A 16,673-nucleotide genomic window follows, 5' to 3' on the forward strand; every position below is an offset into this window, starting at 1 on the left:
GCCTCCCGAATCGACCAATCCAGCCCATCTTGATGTGTCAGCTATGTCTCCGAACACCTGTCAGTGATCTGTCCGGTCTAAACACTCGACCGGGCGATCCAGTACGCCGAGACGGTCGTGATTGAATCGAGAAGCTGCGGCGTACTGGATTCCCCGCCTTCGCGGGGAATGATGTTGCTTGGGGGGCGAGCCATCGCCTCATCCGCCGTCATTGCCGAGGAGGAGAGCGCGTGCGCCATGCTCCGCTCCCATGCCCCGCACGCCGCGCAGCGCTCCGGCGATACGCAGCAGCGCTTCGCGCCGGATCGTGTCCGGGATACGGGAGGGCCGCGCGACATTTCAAGAAAAGGAGCGGCTACGAAATGATCCGAAAGCCTTGTCCAAGGACTCGCCCGGAAATTGCGCGCGCCTCAGCCCTGGCTCGCCATCCGTGCGCGATCGAGATGCTCCTCGATCTTCGGGCGGTCGCGGGTGCGCTCGAAACTGGTGCACAGCAGCTCGGTCTCCTCGAGCGAGATCGGAGCGCGATACAAGCGGCACATGAATTCGGCGCTCGCGCGTGCCTTGGAGGTGCTCGGGCCGCGTTCGGCGAGAAACATGCAGTCCCGGCAGACGCTGGCGTCGAGCCGCTGATGTGCTGCGTCGAGGTGATTGAGGACCTCGCGAAGCGAGTCGCGCAGCCTGACGCATTCGTCGTTGCCGAGCGCCGTGACCGCGTTGACCACGTGGTTGATCGGGTCGTGCTGGCTCAGGCATTTCTCGCCCTGGGCGGTGACGTGCAGGACGACGGAACGCTTGTCCTCCTGCGACGGCTTGCGCACCAGAAAGGACTTGCTCTCCAGCGTCTTCACGATTTGCGATGCAGTCGCTCTGGTGGCGCCGATGAAGCCGGCGAGCGCGGAAGGCGTGCGCGAAAACCTGTTGGCGCGGCCGAGAAAGCGCAGCGCCATCCATTCCCGATCGCGCAATCCATGCCGGTTGCCTTCGAAATACCAAGCCCTCGCCGCCTGAACCAGCAGCTCGACGGCTTCTCGTGCCAATGGCATGAACCTACCTCGTCCCCGGAACTTCGTCGGCGGCGTCCCGAAGCCGCTTTGCGTTGTGGCCCGCGAATCCTCCGAAAGACATCGAACGGTTGCAGCCGTTCGGCGCGCAAATCGAGTCGAGCTCTCCTTCGAAGGAACGAATTGCAGCGCGCCCGATCGGAAGCGATGGGGCTCGCGTGCTCCGGAGTGGGAAACTGTGCCGTTGGTATGCCAACGGCGTCGTCGTCGCACGGGAGCCCGGTTTGCCGTCGCCAGCAGACGATGGATCGGAATAGTTCAACCGAAGCCCCTGAGTTCAAGTCACACGCAGACGTTTCTTATATTCCGTTGGAAACGATGAATGAGCTTCTCAACAAAATCAAGTAGAGACGCGTGTGAGCCCCGGATGTCGTCGCAGGCGAGTGTAACGTTCAAGACGATCTCGCTCTTCAGGACACATGTTAGTGAATGCAATACGTTGTCCGGGCGCAATGTGAATTCAGTTCTGCGACGCTTTGATTGCGATGCATCTTGCTGTCTGCGTTCGAGACAAAATGATCGAAGCTTGTGTATCACGGATGATGAGCACAGGCACGTCATCCACAACTTGTGCGTGGTGTCCGAGAATCGTCAAGGGAACTCACAGGAATTGCACGCGTCGGTTGTTGAGTGCCGGGCGCGCCAATCGTCCGTACAATCGCTTCCGGCGTGGCCGCCCGTTCCACTCACCCGAGTGGCGGAGTCGGGCCATGATGGAAACCGGTGAGGGCCGTGCGGCGCATGCGTGGGCGGCGTGGCGGCATGCGCAATCTGCTGTCGAAAACAACGCGCGGGAACGGATGGCGGGCCCATCTCGCGCGCCGTGTCCGCTCCCCGACCCGCTAGAGCGTTTTCGAGCGAAGTGGATACCGGTTCGCGTGAAGAAAACGCGTCAAAACACGAATATGGAGCTTCGGTTCTGATTCAATCAGAACCGAAAATGCTCTAGTCGCCCCGCAGCATGTCCCGGAGCTCGCGGAACGGGTCGGCGCTCGGCGGAGCCGAAGCGTCCTGCCGCATCGCGCTGTAGATTCTCGGGACCATGTCGACCGCCTGATCGAGCCCCGAATCACGCCCCGACTGATAGCCGCCCATCAAGCGAAGATCGCGGGTGTCCTCGTATTTGGCGATCATGGAGCGCAGCTTGCTCACCAATTCGCGCTCCTCGGGGTCCCAGACGTTGTGGGCGAGACGGGAGACCGAGGCCAGAACGTCGACGGCCGGATAGCGCGCCTGGTCGGCGATGTGCCTCGAGAGCACGATGTGTCCATCGAGCGTGCTGCGGATGGTGTCGGCGATCGGCTCGTTGTGATCGTCGCCATCGACCAGCACGGAGAAGATTCCGGTGATCGTGCCGGAGCCTTCCTCACCCGGGCCGGCACGCTCCAACAGGCGCGGCAGATCGGTGAAGACCGTCGGTGCATAGCCGCGCGCGACCGCCGGCTCGCCGGCGGCGAGCGCGACCTCGCGGGCGGCGTGGGCGAAACGTGTGATCGAATCGACCATGAGCAGGACCGATTCGCCGCGGTCGCGGAAATATTCGGCGACCGCCATGGCCGTCTTCGGCGCCAGCCGCCGCATCATCGGGCTCTCGTCTCCCGTCGACACGATGGTGACGGCGCGCTGACGATCGTTGCCCAGCACGTCCTCGATGAACTCGCGCACCTCGCGGCCGCGCTCGCCGACCAGGGCCAGTACCACGGTGTCGAAACCCTGGCTGCGGGCGAGCATCGCAAGCAGCGTCGATTTGCCGACACCGGAGCCGGCAAAGATGCCGACGCGCTGGCCGGCGCAGATCGGTGCGAACAGGTCGATGACGCGCACGCCGGTGCGCAGCGGCTTGTGGACGCGCGCGCGCTTCATCGCCGAAGGCGCCTCGGCTTCCGCCGAGACCGGCCGCGATCCCGGTGTGAGGGGGCCCTGTCCGTCCAGGGGCGCGCCGAGCGCGTTGATGACGCGGCCCTTCCAGCTCGGGTCGGGCGCAAAGGACAAAGGCGGCATCCGGTAGGCGACGGAGCCGAGGCCGCCGCCGAACTGCCGGTCGAACGGCTTGGCGACGATGCCGTCGCTGTCGATCCGCACCACTTCGCCGATCTGAGCCTTGCCGCCCGAATTGACGCCGATGAGCTCGCCGAGCCTGACGAAGCGCGACAGGCCGGAGACACGGAAATGCGTCGGCGCGATCTCGGAGATCGCGCCGCTGACGCTTGCCAGGGGCGTGCTCTGCTGAAGCTCCAGCAGCGCCCACTCGAGTTGCCGAAGAGCGTTCAAGGTATCAGTCCAACCTCAATTTCAACGCGCGAAAGGCGCGCTTCACTTGCCGGGTTCGCCCAGCGTCCGAATGGCGTTCTGAAGCGAACCCTCGGTGCCCTCGATCATCGAATTGGTGCCGTCGAAGGCGCGCGAGGCCGCGATCAGCTTGGTCAATTCCATCATGGGATTGGCGCCGGAGCCCTCGACATAGCCCTGCTTGAAGCCGTCGCGGGAGAAATCGGCGATGGCGGTCGCGGGCCGGTCCGGCGTGACGCCGGAATTGCCGTAGCGCTCGAGATTGGCATCGGCCGGGATGTTGAACAGACCGATGGTGCCGATCTCGTTGTTGTCCTGGGTGATTGCGCCGTTGCGCGCGATCGAAATGGGTCCGCCGTTGGGATCGAGCGTGATCTGCGCGCCGCCGGAATCGACGACCGGAAAGCCGCTCACGGTCTGAAGATCGCCGTTGGGGGCGATCTGGAGGCGGCCGTCGCGGGTATAGACCGTGCCGTTCGGGCCGGCGAAGGCGATCCAGCCCTGGCCGACCACGGCGACGTCGAGCGGGTTGCCGCTCTCGGTGATGTTGCCCTGCTCGCGCGAGATGATGTTGTCCCCGGGCGAGGAGAAGGCAACCGGGTTCGGGCCGGCCTTGGACAGCACGGTCTCGAACTTCACCACGTCGGTGCGGAACGCCGCCGTGTTGACGTTGGCAACGTTGTTGGCGATCGTCTGGAGGCGCTTTTCGAGGGCGACCTGGGCCGACAAACCCACATAGAGGGCCGATTGCATGAGTTACTTTCCGAGCCGGATGGACTGAAGTTTAGAGAGCATGTCGATATCCATGCTGGCCGAGGACGCGCCGCCGATCAGGACCAGCGCGGAATTGGTCGAGCTGTCGCTCTGGGCCTGGGTCGCGTCCCACATCGCCGCAAAGCGCTGCACGAATTTGGTGACCTTGGCCGGGTCCTGGAAATCGCTGAGCTTGACCTTGTTCGTGATCAGCTTGGCCTGGGCGTCGATGTCGGCCGCGCTGATCGTCGAGGGCAGGCCGAGCGCGGTCTGAACCACCTGCGTCAGCGCCTTGTCCGCAAGGACCTGGTAGGCGGTCGTGATCGTGGACGCCTTGCGGGTGAAATAGAGCGCCAGCCGCAGACCCTCGTTCTGGTCGCCGGCCTTCTGCTCCATCGTCTGCGTGACGTAATGGGTCGCCGTCCCGGTCGTGGCCTGGGTGGTCTGTGTCGCATTGCTGCCGAGGGCGGCGAAATTGAAGGCGGCGGCGAATTCCCGGTAGCGGGTGTCGGTCAGCTTGTTGGCGAAGGTGTCCTTGTTCGCGACACCCTCGGTCAGCACCTTGCGCATGAACGCCTTGGCGTAGGTCATGTCGCTGAGGCCATAGGCCTTCATCGCGTAGGAGTAGAGCCGATAGTCCTTCAGGAAGTCGTCGATCGTCTTCACGTTGCCGATATGGCCCAGGAAGTAATCGGTCTCGCGGCTGACATCCGGCTGCGTCGCGACCTGGGTCAGCGATTTGCCCATGTCCTGGGTCAGTCTGGTGTAGTCCGCGATGGTGGATAGCATGACAGGCGCCCCTCCGGCCGCTGTTGCGACGCCGCCACAAGCTGCCGCCGATTGCTTGCGCGAGGCTGGCGAGGCAGGAAGCCAGCTTCGCGCAAGGCTCGCCGACTAGATATTCCCGATGGGATCGGCGATGGAGCGGCGCGTTGGGCAGTTTCGTGGGGGTTTTCATCACGGTAGCGGCGCTGCTCGGTGGATTTGCCGCCATGGGCGGGCACCTGGGCGTGCTGATGCAGCCGTGGGAGTTCGTGATCATCATGGGAACCGCGGTCGGCACCTTCATCGTGGCCAATCCGTGGAAGACGGTCGTGGACACCGGCGTCGCCTGCATGCAGGCCATCACCGGCGCGGTGCCGGGCCAGCGCTACTACCTTGATCTGCTCGGGGCGCTCCACGCCCTGATGCGCGAGCTGCGCGGCAAGGGCCGCAACGAGGTCGAGGCGCATATCGACGATCCCGCCTCTTCCGAGATCTTCAAGGCGTTTCCGAGCGTGCTCGGAGATCCCTCGCTGCTCCAGTTCATCTGCGACTATGTCCGCCTCATCATCATGGGCAATGCGCGCACCCACGAGATCGAGGCGCTGATGGACGAGGAGATCCACACCATCGTGAAGGGCAAGCTGGCGCCCTATCATGCGCTGGTGACGGTCTCCGAGGCACTGCCGGCGCTCGGCATCGTCGCCGCCGTGCTCGGCGTCATCAAGGCGATGGGCGCGCTCGACCAGTCCCCGAAGTTGCTGGGCGGCTTCATCGGCGCGGCCCTGGTCGGCACCTTTGCCGGCATCTTCCTGTCCTATGGCGTCCTTTCGCCCTTCGCGATCAAGATCAAGATGACGCGCGAGAAGAAGTGCCGCCCCTACATCATCGTCAAGCAGACGCTGCTGGCCTTCATGAACGGCGCCATGCCGCAGATCGCCGTCGAGCACGGCCGCAAGATGATCGCGAGCAGCGAGCGGCCCTCGATCGACGTCGTCGAGAACGAGACGATCGCAGGTCCCAAGGCCGTCGTGTCCGATGCTGAACCGAAGGCGGCCCGCGCATGATGATGGAAGACGACGTCGGCGTCGATCAGAAGAAGCAGCTCCCGAACTATCTGCTGGACGCTGCCGGCATCTCGATCGAACGCATGCCGATGCTCAATGTGATCTTCGATCGCATGGCGGCATCGTGCACCGACAGCCTGCAGCCGATGGCCGGAACGCCGTGCTATTTCTCGGTCAACGGCATCACCAACGATCCTCTCGGCGACATCATCAAGGACTACGAGGGTAACGCGGTCGCCGCGGTGCTCTATGCCGAGCAGTGGGATTCGCGCGTCATCATCATGCTGGACCGCGACTTCGTGTTCACGATGGTCGAGGCGATGTTCGGATCCGACGGCGCGGAACCGCCGCTCGACGTCGAACGCACGTTCTCGAACATCGAGATCCGGCTGGTCCAGGCGCTGTTCGAGCGCTTTGCCAAGGCGCTGCAGGGCGCCTTCGCCGGAACGTCCAACGTCACCTTCCGCGTCGAGCGTGTCGAGACTGCGATGGCGTCGCTGGCGATCGGACGCGCCAGCAACATGTCCATCTGCGCGAACATGATGGTGCAGGCGCTCTACCGCGGCGGTCAGATGTTCCTGATCATTCCGCACTCCGCGCTCAACCCGCTCAGGCAGAAGCTTGCAACCGTCACCGCCAGCGACGGCCGCACGACCGATCCGCGCTGGCGCGAGCAGATGGAGAGTGAGGTCCAACGTACCGAGGTGACGCTGAGTGCCGTGCTCGACGAGAAGATGATCTCGCTCGAGGACGTCGTGAAGTTCAAGGTCGGGCAGGTTCTGGAGCTTGAGGCGACGCCGCGCACGCTGGCCCGCCTCGAGAGCAACAATCAGGTGCTGTTCTGGTGTCAGATCGGCCAGCTTGATGGCTATTACGCCATGCAGGTGGCCGATCCCGTCGACCAGAAACGGGAGTTCGTCGATGATATCCTATCTCGTTGATGCCGTGCTGCTGATCGCGCTCGCCTTCACCAGCATGCGGGTGACGCGGATGCACCGCGAGCTGGCGCGGCTGCGCAGCTACCAGGGCGAGTTCTCCACCATCGTGCACGAGACGGCGGGCGCCTTCGACACGGTCATCACCGCGGCGCATGATTCCACCGCCAATCTCGGGCGGCTCGCCAACGTGCTGAGCACCAAGATCGACCAGGCGCATGAGGCGATCGCCGCGCTCGATGCCCGCAGCGGGCTGGCGCCGGCCACGACCGCCGGCGGCACTGAAGTGAACAAGCACTGAAATCGAAGCCGGCAGAACCAATACGAGCGGAACGCTAGGGCGCTCCGGGAGCGGAAATACCAAGAGGCGATACCAGATGGCGCAATCCTTCGACTATGACTCTGCCACGCGAGCACCTGCCGGCGACGAGGGGCATACCGACACGACTCCGCTGGAGCGGCTCGCGGAAATCGCCGCGCGCACGGCTGAGGAGAGCGGCAAGTTCGCCAACGTCGATGCCATCCTGCGCATTCCCGTCACCATGCAGGTGGTGCTGGGATCGGCGACCATTCCGGTCGCGAACCTCATGAAGCTAGGCCGCGGCGCCGTGGTTCCGCTCGACCACCGGGTCGGCGAGCCCGTCGACGTCGTCGTCAACGGCCGCATCGTCGCGCGCGGCGAGGTGGTCGTCGTCGAAGAGGACAATTCCCGCTTCGGCGTCTCGCTCACGGAGATTGTCGGGCCGCTGGGGCAGGGCGATAGCTGACCATGGCTGCACAGGTCGGCATCGCTCCCGTCAAGCAGCGAGGCGTTGCCACGCTCGGTGGAACGGAAAAGGTCGCCGCGCTCCTGCTGGCCATGGGTCGGCAGGCGGCCGCGAGCGTGCTCTCGCAGTTCGAGCCGCAGGAAATCCGCGTCGTCACCAAGGCCGCGGCCGAGCTGCGGCCGATCACGGCGCAGGAGCTCGAGGGGATCGTCGAGGAGTTCGCCCAGCAGTTCTCGATGGGTGCCAACATTCTCGGCACCATCGGTGGCCTGGAGGCCGTGCTCGGCGACGTGCTTCCGGCCGACCAGGTCTCGGCGATCATGACCGACCTGCTCGGCAATTCGAGCCGGTCGGTGTGGGATCGCGTCTCGTCGGTGTCGGAAAACTCGCTGGCGACCTACCTCTCCAAGGAGCATCCGCAGACCGCGGCGCTGATCCTGTCCAAGGTCAAGCCGTCCTGTGCCGCCAAGGTGATGAGCCAGCTGCCCTCGAGCCTGCGCAACGAGCTGATGCGACGCGTGCTCAGCCTCAAGCCGATCGTCGACGATGCGATGAAGGTGCTCGAGAAGACGCTGCACGAAGACCTGACGCTCAATTTCGCCCGCAATCTCGGCGCCGACACCTATGCCCGTGTCGCCGACATCATCAACAAGATGGAGCGCGGCCATATCGAGGACATGCTCAAGAGCCTGTCGGAGAAGCGGCCGAAGTCGGCCGAAGTGCTGAAGGAGCTGCTGTTCACCTTCGACGACGTCACCAACCTCACGCCGAAGGCGCGCACCATGATCTTCGACCAGGTGCCGACCGACCGCATCGTCATCGCACTGAAGGGTACCGACAAGCACTTCCGGGAGCTGATCCTGTCCTCGGTCGCATCGCGCGTCCGCCGCGTCGTGGAGCACGAGCTCGCCATCGGCGAACCCTCGAACCAGCGCGACGTGCTGGAGGCGCGGCGCGTGATCACAGATCTCGCGCTCGACCTCGCGGAGAAGGGCGAAATCGAGCTCAACCCCGAGCAGGAGGATGAGCTGGTCTTCCGCTGACCGCTGAACGGGCATGGCAGAATCATCCGATCAGGAGAGCAAAACAGAAGAGCCGACCGAGAAGAAAGTCCGTGATGCGCTCGAACAGGGCAGGATCCCGGTCTCTCGGGAGGCCTCCATGTTCGCCTCGATGGCCGCGCTGCTGGTCATCATGGCGTTCCTGATCGGTCAGGGCGTGCAGCAATTGACGCCGACCTTGACGAGCCTGCTCGACGATCCGGAAGGCTTCCCGCTCTCCACCGGCGCGGACGCGCAGAACCTGCTCACCGTGGTCGGCCTGCAGGCGCTGCGCTTCCTGGTGCCGCTGGTCGTCATCCTCATGGTGTTCGGGCTCGCCTCCTCGCTGCTGCAAAACGCGCCGCGCTTCGTGCTGGAGCGCATCAAGCCGGAATTGTCGCGGATCTCTCCGATCGGTGGCTGGAGCCGGCTGTTCGGAACGCGTGGCCTCGTCGAGTTCGCCAAGTCGCTGTTCAAGCTGGCGGCGGTGACCTCCGTGGTCGTCTTCGTCTTGCGCGCGTCGGAGGCGAAGGCATTCGAGGCGATGTACACCGATCCGGTCGCGCTGCCGGAGATGATCCTGAACATCGCGATGCGGATCGTCTCGGCGATCTGCATCGCGACCATCGTGCTGGTCGCGATCGATCTCGCCTGGGCGCGCTTCCACTGGCGGCGCGAGCTGCGCATGACCAAGCAGGAGATCAAGGACGAGCACAAGCAGGCCGAGGGCGATCCGCTGGTCAAGGCGCGCCTCCGCTCGCTGGCGCGCGACCGCTCGCGGCAACGCATGATCGCCTCCGCTGCGCGCGCAACGCTGGTGATCGCGAACCCGACGCATTTCGCGATCGCTCTGCGCTACCAGCGTGAGGAGAACCCCGCGCCGCTCGTTGTGGCCAAGGGCGTGGACGTGATCGCTCTGAAGATCCGCGAAGTCGCCGAGCAGAACCGGATTCCGGTGATCGAGAACAAGGCGCTGGCGCGCGCACTCTACGAGGCGGTGCAGGTCGATCAGGTGATCCCGGCGGAATTCTTCCGCCCTGTCGCCGAGATCATCTACTTCCTCCAGTCGAAGCAGGCACCGCGGACCGAGAAGGTTCAGTAGAATTCCGAGGACGACGTCCGGCCCAACAGCTTGACGAAAGCTTAACGCCCTAGGCTCTCCCCGAATGGACCAGAACGGGGCTGTCGTGGGACCGCTTTATCTCTTCGAACTCGCATCGTCGCAGGCGCGCTACCTCGAGCTCCGCCAGTCGACCATCGCCACCAACGTCGCCAACGCCAACACGCCGGGCTTCAGGGCGCGCGACGTCGAGCCGTTCAACAAGGTGCTCGACGGCATGCCGGTGAGGCTCGCCACGACGTCGCCGTCGCATATGCGGCTGTCCGCGGCCGAGACCGACACGCGCGCGACCGCGAAGAAGGACAGCTGGGAGGTGGTTCACTCCGGCAACTCCGTCAGCCTCGAGCAGGAAATGATCAAGGGCAGCGACGTCAATCGCGACTATTCGATGAATTCGGCGATCGTGCGGTCGTTCCACCGCATGGTCCTGGCCGGTGCGAAGGCCTGAGGTGAACTGACATGCTGGACTCACTGAGCGCATCTCTGACGGTTGCAAGCTCCGGGCTCGAAGCGCAGTCGACGCGCATGCGCATCGTCTCGGAGAACCTCGCGAACGCGACCTCGACCGGGCGCACCGCGGGTGCCGACCCCTATCAGCGCAAGACCATCACCTTCGATGCCGCGATGGATCGTGCCTCGGGCTCGCAGCTCGCGAAGGTCAAGGAGATCGGCGTCGACACCACGCCGTACCGCGTCGAGTACGATCCCGGGCATCCCGCCGCCGACAAGGCCGGCTACGTCAAGCTGCCCAACGTCAACATGATGATCGAGATGGCCGACATGCGGGAAGTCAACCGCTCCTATGAAGCCAACCTCCAGGTCGTGAAACAGGTGAGGTCGATGCTCGGTATGACCATCGACCTCCTAAGGAGCTGACAATGCTTGAGGCGATTTCATCCACGGCGATCTCCGCAGGACAGGCCGCGACACGCGCGACCGAGACGCAGGCCATCTCGCCCGCGGTGACAGCACCGATCCAGTCCGGCGACGATATCGGCTTCGAATCGGTGATGAAGCAGGTGACGAGCGACGCGATTGGAACGCTGAAGGCGGGCGAAGCGGCGTCGATCTCGGCGATGCAGGGCAAGGAATCGACACGCAAGGTCGTGGAGGCGCTGATGTCGGCGGAGCAAGCCCTGCAGACGGCGGTCGCGGTCCGCGACAAGGTCGTGCAAGCCTATCAAGAAGTCGTTCGGATGTCGATTTGATCTGAAGGAGTGGATTTAGTGAAATCGCTTGCCATTGCGGCCACGGGCATGAACGCCCAGCAGACCAACATCGAAGTCATCGCGAACAACATCGCGAACATCAACTCGACGTCGTACAAGCGTGCGCGCGCGGAGTTCACCGACCTGTTCTATCAGATGGACCGCATGCAAGGCGTCGCCAACGTCAACGGCTCCTCGCCAATTCCGGAGGGCGCCAATCTCGGCCTCGGCGTCAAGTCGGCGGCGATCCGCAAGCTGCACATCCAGGGCGCGCTGACGCAGACCGGCAATCCCTACGACATGGCGATCAACGGCCGCGGCTGGTTTCAGGTGCTCGGCCCCAACAACGAGGTGCAATACACCCGCGCGGGCTCGTTCAACACCAATGCCAACGGCCAGCTCGTCACGATCGACGGCTACCTGCTGGATCCCGCGATCACGGTGCCGCAGGGAACGGTCGAGGTCACGGTCAACGCCACCGGCCAGGTGTTCGCCAAGCTCGACACGGAAGTGAACCCGCGCCAGATCGGCCAGCTCAACCTCGCCAACTTCGCCAACGAAGCGGGCCTGGAGCCGCTGGGCGGCAATCTCTACAAGGAGACAACGGCGTCCGGCACGCCGGTCGTCGGCCTGCCGGGCGATTCCGGCTACGGCAAGATCAACCAGAAATATCTCGAAGCCTCGAACGTCGATCCGGTCAAGGAAATCACCGAGTTGATCTCGGCGCAGCGCGCCTACGAAATGAACGCCAAGGTCATCCAGGCCTCGGACGAAATGGCCCAGACCGTCTCGAAGGGCATGCGCTAGTTCCGGTGTCTCGATGTTGAACAGGGTGGGCCTGATCATGCGCGGGTTGGCCGCCGTGCTGCTGCTTCTGGCCTCGGTGCGCTGCGCCGTGGCCGAGGAGAAGCGGCTGCCGGTGCCGGCGGTTTCGATCCGCGCCGGCGAGCTGATCCGGGACGACATGATCACCGAGCGCGCTTTCGCCCCGAGCCTGCTCGGCGTTGCCATGTTCATCGAAGGACGCCAGGTGCTGGTCGGCCGCATGGCGCGGCGCGCGCTGTTGCCGGGCCAGCCGATTCCCAGCAATGCGGTGGAAGATCCCTGGACCGTCGCTCGCGGCGCCATGGTCAAGGTCGTGGTGGAAGACAGCGGCCTGTCCATCGTCACTTACGGTTCGGCGATGCAATCGGGTGCGGCCGGCGCGCTGATCCCGGTGCGCAACACGGATACAGGGGTGATCATCAGGGGCGTGGTCCAGCCCGACGGCACCGTGAAGGTCATGGACGGGTCATGACCAGAATCCTGCTTGCGTTCGTCCTGCTGCTTTCGGCGGTCAGCGCCCATGCCGCCGTCCGCATCAAGGACATCGCGGACATCAAGGGCTTGCGCGAAAACCAGATCGTCGGCTACGGCCTCGTCATCGGCCTGAACGGCACCGGCGATACGCTTCGCAACGCTCCCTTCACGGAGCAGTCCCTGCAATCGATGCTCGAAAACATGGGCATCAACGTCAGAAACGAGACCACGAGCACCAACAATCCCCCGCGTCCGACGACGCTGCGCACCCGTAACGTCGCGGCCGTGATGGTGACTGCGGACCTGACGCCTTCGATCGGGCCCGGCGAGCGCATGGACGTCACGGTGTCGTCGCTCGGAGACGCGACCTCGCTGCTCGGCGGCACGCTGGTGATGACCTCGCTGCGCGCGGCGGACGGCGCGGTCTATGCGGTGGCGCAGGGCGCGATCACGGTCGCCGGCTACAGCGTCGGCGGCCAGGCGCAGAATGTCAGCCAGGGCACGCCGACCGCCGGGCGCATTCCGAATGGGGCGCTGGTCGAACGGGAGGTGCAGGGAAGTCTCCATGAGATGGAGTTCCTGGTGCTGCAGCTCAAGAATCCGGACTTCGTCACCGCAACGCGCATCCTCGACGCCATCAACCGCTTTGCCGGCGGACGTTATCGCGCGCAGATCGCTTTCGAGCGCGACTACCGCACCATCGTGCTGTCGAAGCCGCGCCACATCGGCCCTGTCCGTTTCCTCGCCGAGATCGGCGAGCTGACGGTCGAGCCGGACACGCCGGCGCGGGTGGTGATCAACGAGCGCACCGGCACGGTCGTGATCGGGCGCGACGTGCGGATATCGACCGTTGCGGTGACGCACGGCAATTTGACGGTCCGCGTCACGGAGATGCCCGTGGTGTCGCAGCCGGCGCCGTTCTCGCGAGGCCAGACGGTGGTCGTCCCGCAGACCGTGGTCGAGGCCAACGAGGCCGGATCGCAGGTGGCGATCCTCAGCGGGGGCGATCTGCAGCGCCTGGTGCGCGGGCTGAACCAGATCGGCCTCAAGCCGTCGGGCATCATCGCCATCCTCCAGGCGATCAAGACGGCCGGCGCGCTCCAGGCCGACGTCATCGTGCAATGATGCACAAGCGTCGTGCAAGCTTGGTCGCTCAATGCTGAGGTCTGAGGCGAGAATCGCACGCGGCCCGATGCTGAAGCTGGATCACAAAGCCAAACTCCTCCTGCTGGTCGCGGCATCATTGCTCGCGAGCGCGTCGACCGTGCTCGCCCTGGACGAGGCCAAGCCGTCGAAGCCGCTCAATCTGCTCTCCTTCGCGCGCGCCCGCGCAGCCGGACCGCAGAAGGCGCAACCGGTCACGACGGCGCCAGGCGACAATGCCTCGATCCGCGCCACCGCGTGGGCCGCCGAAGACCCGGGCCCCGCGGTCACCGGCGCGGTGCCCGCTACCGAGACGCCCGCGCTTGCACCGGCGCCCGCACCGGTACGTCCGGCCAAACCCGGCAGCGTGACGGCGCCGCCGAAGCCCGCGCCGCCGCAGGCCGCGGCATCCCCGGACAACGAGGTCGCGCTGTTCTGCAGCAACGTCGCCGATCCCGCCGCCGATGCGAGGCTGGCCTGGCAGCTCAAGGAGCTGCAAAAGGCCGAGACCCTGCTCCGCGAGCGGATCGCCGAGGTCGAAGCCAAGCGCGCCGAATACGAGCAGTGGATGGCGCTGCGCGACGACTTCCTGAAGAAGGCCGAAGCGAGCGTCGTCGAGATCTATTCGCGCATGAAGCCCGACGCCGCGGCGACCCAGATTGCCGGCATGGCGGACGAGACGGCCGCCGCCGTGCTCGCCAAGCTCAGCCCGAGGAGCTCGAGCGCGATCTTCAACGAGATGGATACGGCACGCGCGGCGCATCTTGCCGATTTGCTCGGCGGGATGCGTCGCGTGGACGACGGAAAGACCAAATAGATGAAGAAGCCGATCCTCATCCTCCAGCTCGTCCTGACGTCCGTGCTGCTGGCCGGGTGCCTGCATGATCCGGCCGAGGTCCTGACCGGCCCGCAGATGTCGCCGGTCGGCAGCGGCCTCCGGACCCAGGCCGAACCGATCCCGGTGACGCCGCGCATGCGCACGCCGGTCAGCTATCGCTCGACCTGGGACGACGGCACCGATCTCTACCGCGATCCGCGCGCCCGGCGCACCGGCGATGTCGTGACCGTCATCATCTCGATGCAGGACAAGGCCAAGCTCGACAACAAGACCGGCCGCTCGCGCGATTCGCAGGTCAAGTTCGGGCTCGACTGGCTGATGGACGTCGCCGGGTGGAGCGACAAGGGATCGGCCAACGCCAATCTCAGCACCAACACCCAGATCAAGGGCAACGGCCAAATCGACCGCACCGAGGACATCAAGCTCTCGATCGCCGCCATCGTCACCGACGTGTTGCCGAACGGCAATATGATGATCAGCGGCTCGCAGGAATTTCGCGTCAACACGGAGATGCGCGTGCTCAACGTCGGCGGCATCGTGCGTCCGCGCGATATCTCGCGCACCAACACGATCTCCTACGAGAAGATCGCCGAGGCGCGCGTGTCCTATGGCGGTCGCGGAAATCTGTCCGACGTGCAGCAGCCTGGATGGGGACATCGGATCTATGACGCCGTGGCACCATTCTGAAGTTCGCGCCGGCAAGGCCGGGCGAGGGCAGGGGACGTCATGCGCCTGATCGCGGCCATCGTGGTGCTGACCCTTGTCGCGATCGGCGCGGGCGCGCTGGCCGGGCTGCATTTGTTTGCGACCGCCGAGCGCGTCGCCGACGCGAAGAAGAGCGCGACCCCGCCGCCGATCGCGTCGAGCTACGCCGGCAGCGCGCGCTTGCGGAAATTGTCTCCGATCGTGACCAATCTCGGCGCGCCCGCCAACAATTGGGCCCGCATCGAGGCCTCCATGGTGACCGAGAGCATGAACGACGAGGAGGCCGGCATCCTCGCCGCGCATATCAGCGAAGACATCGTCACTTACCTGCGGTCGGCGTCGGTTGCACAGTTCGAGGGCTCGCGCGGGCTCCAGCACCTGCGCGACGACCTCACCGAGCGCGCCAACATCCGCTCGTCGGGCAAGATCCGCGAATTGATCATTGAGACCTTGGTGATCCAGTGAGAGTGAGAGTCCTGCTGCTCGCGTTGGTCCTGGTGGTGCTGCCCGAAGTGGCGCTCGCCCAGATCCCGGACCTCAACTCGCTGCTGCCGCCCGGAAACGGCTCGACCAGCGGCCGCATCATCCAGCTGATGGCCCTGATCACGGTGCTGTCGGTGGCGCCGGGGCTGCTCATCATGGTGACGAGCTTCACGCGGTTTGCGGTCGCGCTGTCGTTCCTGCGCGCCGGGCTCGGCCTGCAGACCACGCCGGCCAATCTGGTGCTGATCAGCCTCGCGCTGTTCATGACCTTCTACGTGATGGCGCCGACCTTCGACCGCGCCTGGGAGACCGGCGTCCAGCCGCTGATGAAGAACGAGATCTCGGAAGAGCAGGCCTATCTGAAGATCACCGATCCGTTCCGCGAGTTCATGCTCGCCCATGTCCGCGACAAGGATCTGCAGACCTTCGAGTCGCTCGCCGCAGAGAGCTTCCGCAAGAAGTTCGACGACAAGCGCGTCGATCTGCGCGTGATCATCCCGGCTTTCATGATCTCCGAGCTGAGGCGCTCGTTCGAGATCGGATTCCTCATCATCCTGCCGTTCCTCGTGATCGACATGATCGTGGCAACGCTGACCATGTCGATGGGCATGATGATGATGCCGCCGACGATCCTCGCGCTGCCGTTCAAGATGCTGTTCTTCGTGCTGATCGACGGCTGGAATCTGCTCGCGTCCGGACTGGTGCGCTCGTTCTCGTAGACCGCGGCGATCGCCTCGCGCCCCGTCATGGTTAGCGAAAAGTACCGCGCTATGGTTAGCGGTGGGTAATATTAACCATCTGATATTGCTGAAGAATTCAATCCGATCTTAATCCGGAAGCAAGATTCGGCGTGTTAGCAATGCGGCACGGCGGGTTGGACCCCACCCCTATCAGTCCAAAGGCATGATGCCGCCCCTCCGTACCGGTGCAAGTCCGGTATGTCCCCTGATGAAAATGTAACGCGTACATAAAGGGACATTCGCAATGTCAAGCCTGCTCACGAACTCGTCCGCCATGACCGCGCTCCAGACCTTGCGGTCTGTCAGCTCGCAACTCTCCACCACGCAGAGCCGGATCTCCACCGGTCAGCGCGTGGCCACCGCCGCGGACAACGCCGCCTACTGGTCGATCGCGACCTCGATGCGCGCCGACAACGCCGCGCTCTCCGCCGTCTCCGACTCGCTCGGTCTGTCGGCCGCG

At 64.7% G+C, this 16,673-nt stretch carries 21 protein-coding genes; 17 read left to right on the plus strand and 4 right to left on the minus strand.

Annotated features, from left to right (window positions below):
* Positions 1–410: 410 nt before the first annotated feature.
* The 4 genes from UNPF46_RS34835 to UNPF46_RS34850 form a co-directional block, all read right to left on the minus strand.
* Entirely contained in the window at positions 411–1,046 is a 636-nt protein-coding gene (locus UNPF46_RS34835; protein WP_100174715.1) for a MarR family winged helix-turn-helix transcriptional regulator, read from the minus strand.
* A 963-nt stretch (positions 1,047–2,009) separates the two neighbouring features.
* Entirely contained in the window at positions 2,010–3,335 is a 1,326-nt protein-coding gene (fliI, locus tag UNPF46_RS34840; protein ID WP_100174716.1) for a flagellar protein export ATPase FliI, read from the minus strand.
* A 42-nt stretch (positions 3,336–3,377) separates the two neighbouring features.
* A complete protein-coding gene (flgF, locus tag UNPF46_RS34845; RefSeq protein ID WP_100174717.1) occupies positions 3,378–4,106 on the minus strand; it encodes a flagellar basal-body rod protein FlgF in 729 nt (242 codons plus the stop codon).
* Between the two features lie 3 nt (positions 4,107–4,109).
* Positions 4,110–4,895 carry a DUF1217 domain-containing protein gene (locus UNPF46_RS34850; protein ID WP_142253077.1) on the minus strand — a complete coding sequence of 262 codons (786 nt, stop codon included), beginning with the start codon at positions 4,893–4,895 and terminating at the stop codon, positions 4,110–4,112.
* Positions 4,896–5,038: 143 nt separating this feature from the next.
* Between UNPF46_RS34850 and motA the strand changes: the two genes are divergently transcribed.
* The 17 genes from motA to UNPF46_RS34935 form a co-directional block, all read left to right on the plus strand.
* Positions 5,039–5,935, plus strand: a complete 897-nt coding sequence (gene motA, locus UNPF46_RS34855) for a flagellar motor stator protein MotA (RefSeq protein WP_097660210.1) — start codon at positions 5,039–5,041, stop codon at positions 5,933–5,935.
* Positions 5,935–6,876, plus strand: a complete 942-nt coding sequence (locus UNPF46_RS34860; RefSeq protein ID WP_100180908.1) for a flagellar motor switch protein FliM — start codon at positions 5,935–5,937, stop codon at positions 6,874–6,876. Before motA ends, UNPF46_RS34860 begins: the two co-directional genes overlap by 1 nt.
* The gene (locus UNPF46_RS34865) at positions 6,857–7,171 is read left to right on the plus strand and encodes a hypothetical protein (RefSeq protein WP_100174719.1); all 315 of its coding nucleotides are present in this window, start codon (positions 6,857–6,859) and stop codon (positions 7,169–7,171) included. The genes UNPF46_RS34860 and UNPF46_RS34865 overlap by 20 nt, the downstream gene beginning before the upstream one ends.
* A 76-nt stretch (positions 7,172–7,247) precedes the next feature.
* Positions 7,248–7,637 carry a flagellar motor switch protein FliN gene (fliN, locus tag UNPF46_RS34870; RefSeq protein WP_100174720.1) on the plus strand — a complete coding sequence of 130 codons (390 nt, stop codon included), beginning with the start codon at positions 7,248–7,250 and terminating at the stop codon, positions 7,635–7,637.
* Between the two features lie 2 nt (positions 7,638–7,639).
* Complete coding sequence (locus tag UNPF46_RS34875) at positions 7,640–8,680, plus strand: flagellar motor switch protein FliG (RefSeq protein ID WP_097660213.1); 1,041 nt, start codon at positions 7,640–7,642, stop codon at positions 8,678–8,680.
* A 13-nt stretch (positions 8,681–8,693) separates the two neighbouring features.
* The gene (gene flhB, locus UNPF46_RS34880) at positions 8,694–9,779 is read left to right on the plus strand and encodes a flagellar biosynthesis protein FlhB (RefSeq protein WP_100174721.1); all 1,086 of its coding nucleotides are present in this window, start codon (positions 8,694–8,696) and stop codon (positions 9,777–9,779) included.
* Between the two features lie 64 nt (positions 9,780–9,843).
* Positions 9,844–10,245 carry a flagellar basal body rod protein FlgB gene (flgB, locus tag UNPF46_RS34885; RefSeq protein ID WP_142253078.1) on the plus strand — a complete coding sequence of 134 codons (402 nt, stop codon included), beginning with the start codon at positions 9,844–9,846 and terminating at the stop codon, positions 10,243–10,245.
* 11 nt (positions 10,246–10,256) lie between these two features.
* A complete protein-coding gene (gene flgC / locus UNPF46_RS34890; protein ID WP_100174722.1) occupies positions 10,257–10,673 on the plus strand; it encodes a flagellar basal body rod protein FlgC in 417 nt (138 codons plus the stop codon).
* A gap of 2 nt (positions 10,674–10,675) precedes the next feature.
* Complete coding sequence (gene fliE, locus UNPF46_RS34895) at positions 10,676–11,005, plus strand: flagellar hook-basal body complex protein FliE (RefSeq protein ID WP_142253079.1); 330 nt, start codon at positions 10,676–10,678, stop codon at positions 11,003–11,005.
* A gap of 18 nt (positions 11,006–11,023) precedes the next feature.
* Positions 11,024–11,812 carry a flagellar basal-body rod protein FlgG gene (gene flgG, locus UNPF46_RS34900; protein ID WP_063201481.1) on the plus strand — a complete coding sequence of 263 codons (789 nt, stop codon included), beginning with the start codon at positions 11,024–11,026 and terminating at the stop codon, positions 11,810–11,812.
* 13 nt (positions 11,813–11,825) lie between these two features.
* Complete coding sequence (gene flgA / locus UNPF46_RS34905) at positions 11,826–12,302, plus strand: flagellar basal body P-ring formation chaperone FlgA (RefSeq protein WP_100174724.1); 477 nt, start codon at positions 11,826–11,828, stop codon at positions 12,300–12,302.
* A complete protein-coding gene (gene flgI / locus UNPF46_RS34910) occupies positions 12,299–13,429 on the plus strand; it encodes a flagellar basal body P-ring protein FlgI (protein ID WP_142253080.1) in 1,131 nt (376 codons plus the stop codon). The genes flgA and flgI overlap by 4 nt, the downstream gene beginning before the upstream one ends.
* Before the next feature lie 67 nt (positions 13,430–13,496).
* Complete coding sequence (locus UNPF46_RS34915) at positions 13,497–14,264, plus strand: MotE family protein (protein WP_181770253.1); 768 nt, start codon at positions 13,497–13,499, stop codon at positions 14,262–14,264.
* Positions 14,265–14,972 carry a flagellar basal body L-ring protein FlgH gene (gene flgH / locus UNPF46_RS34920; RefSeq protein WP_142253082.1) on the plus strand — a complete coding sequence of 236 codons (708 nt, stop codon included), beginning with the start codon at positions 14,265–14,267 and terminating at the stop codon, positions 14,970–14,972.
* A 39-nt stretch (positions 14,973–15,011) separates the two neighbouring features.
* Complete coding sequence (locus tag UNPF46_RS34925; RefSeq protein WP_100174728.1) at positions 15,012–15,455, plus strand: flagellar basal body-associated FliL family protein; 444 nt, start codon at positions 15,012–15,014, stop codon at positions 15,453–15,455.
* The gene (fliP, locus tag UNPF46_RS34930; RefSeq protein WP_097660223.1) at positions 15,452–16,192 is read left to right on the plus strand and encodes a flagellar type III secretion system pore protein FliP; all 741 of its coding nucleotides are present in this window, start codon (positions 15,452–15,454) and stop codon (positions 16,190–16,192) included. The genes UNPF46_RS34925 and fliP overlap by 4 nt, the downstream gene beginning before the upstream one ends.
* A gap of 265 nt (positions 16,193–16,457) precedes the next feature.
* Positions 16,458–16,673, plus strand: a 216-nt coding sequence (locus UNPF46_RS34935) for a flagellin N-terminal helical domain-containing protein (protein ID WP_502705511.1), incomplete at its 3' end; no start/stop codon positions are given.

It is taken from the genome of Bradyrhizobium sp. UNPF46 (assembly GCF_006658625.1).
GTDB classification, from domain to species: Bacteria; Pseudomonadota; Alphaproteobacteria; order Rhizobiales; family Xanthobacteraceae; genus Bradyrhizobium; species Bradyrhizobium nitroreducens.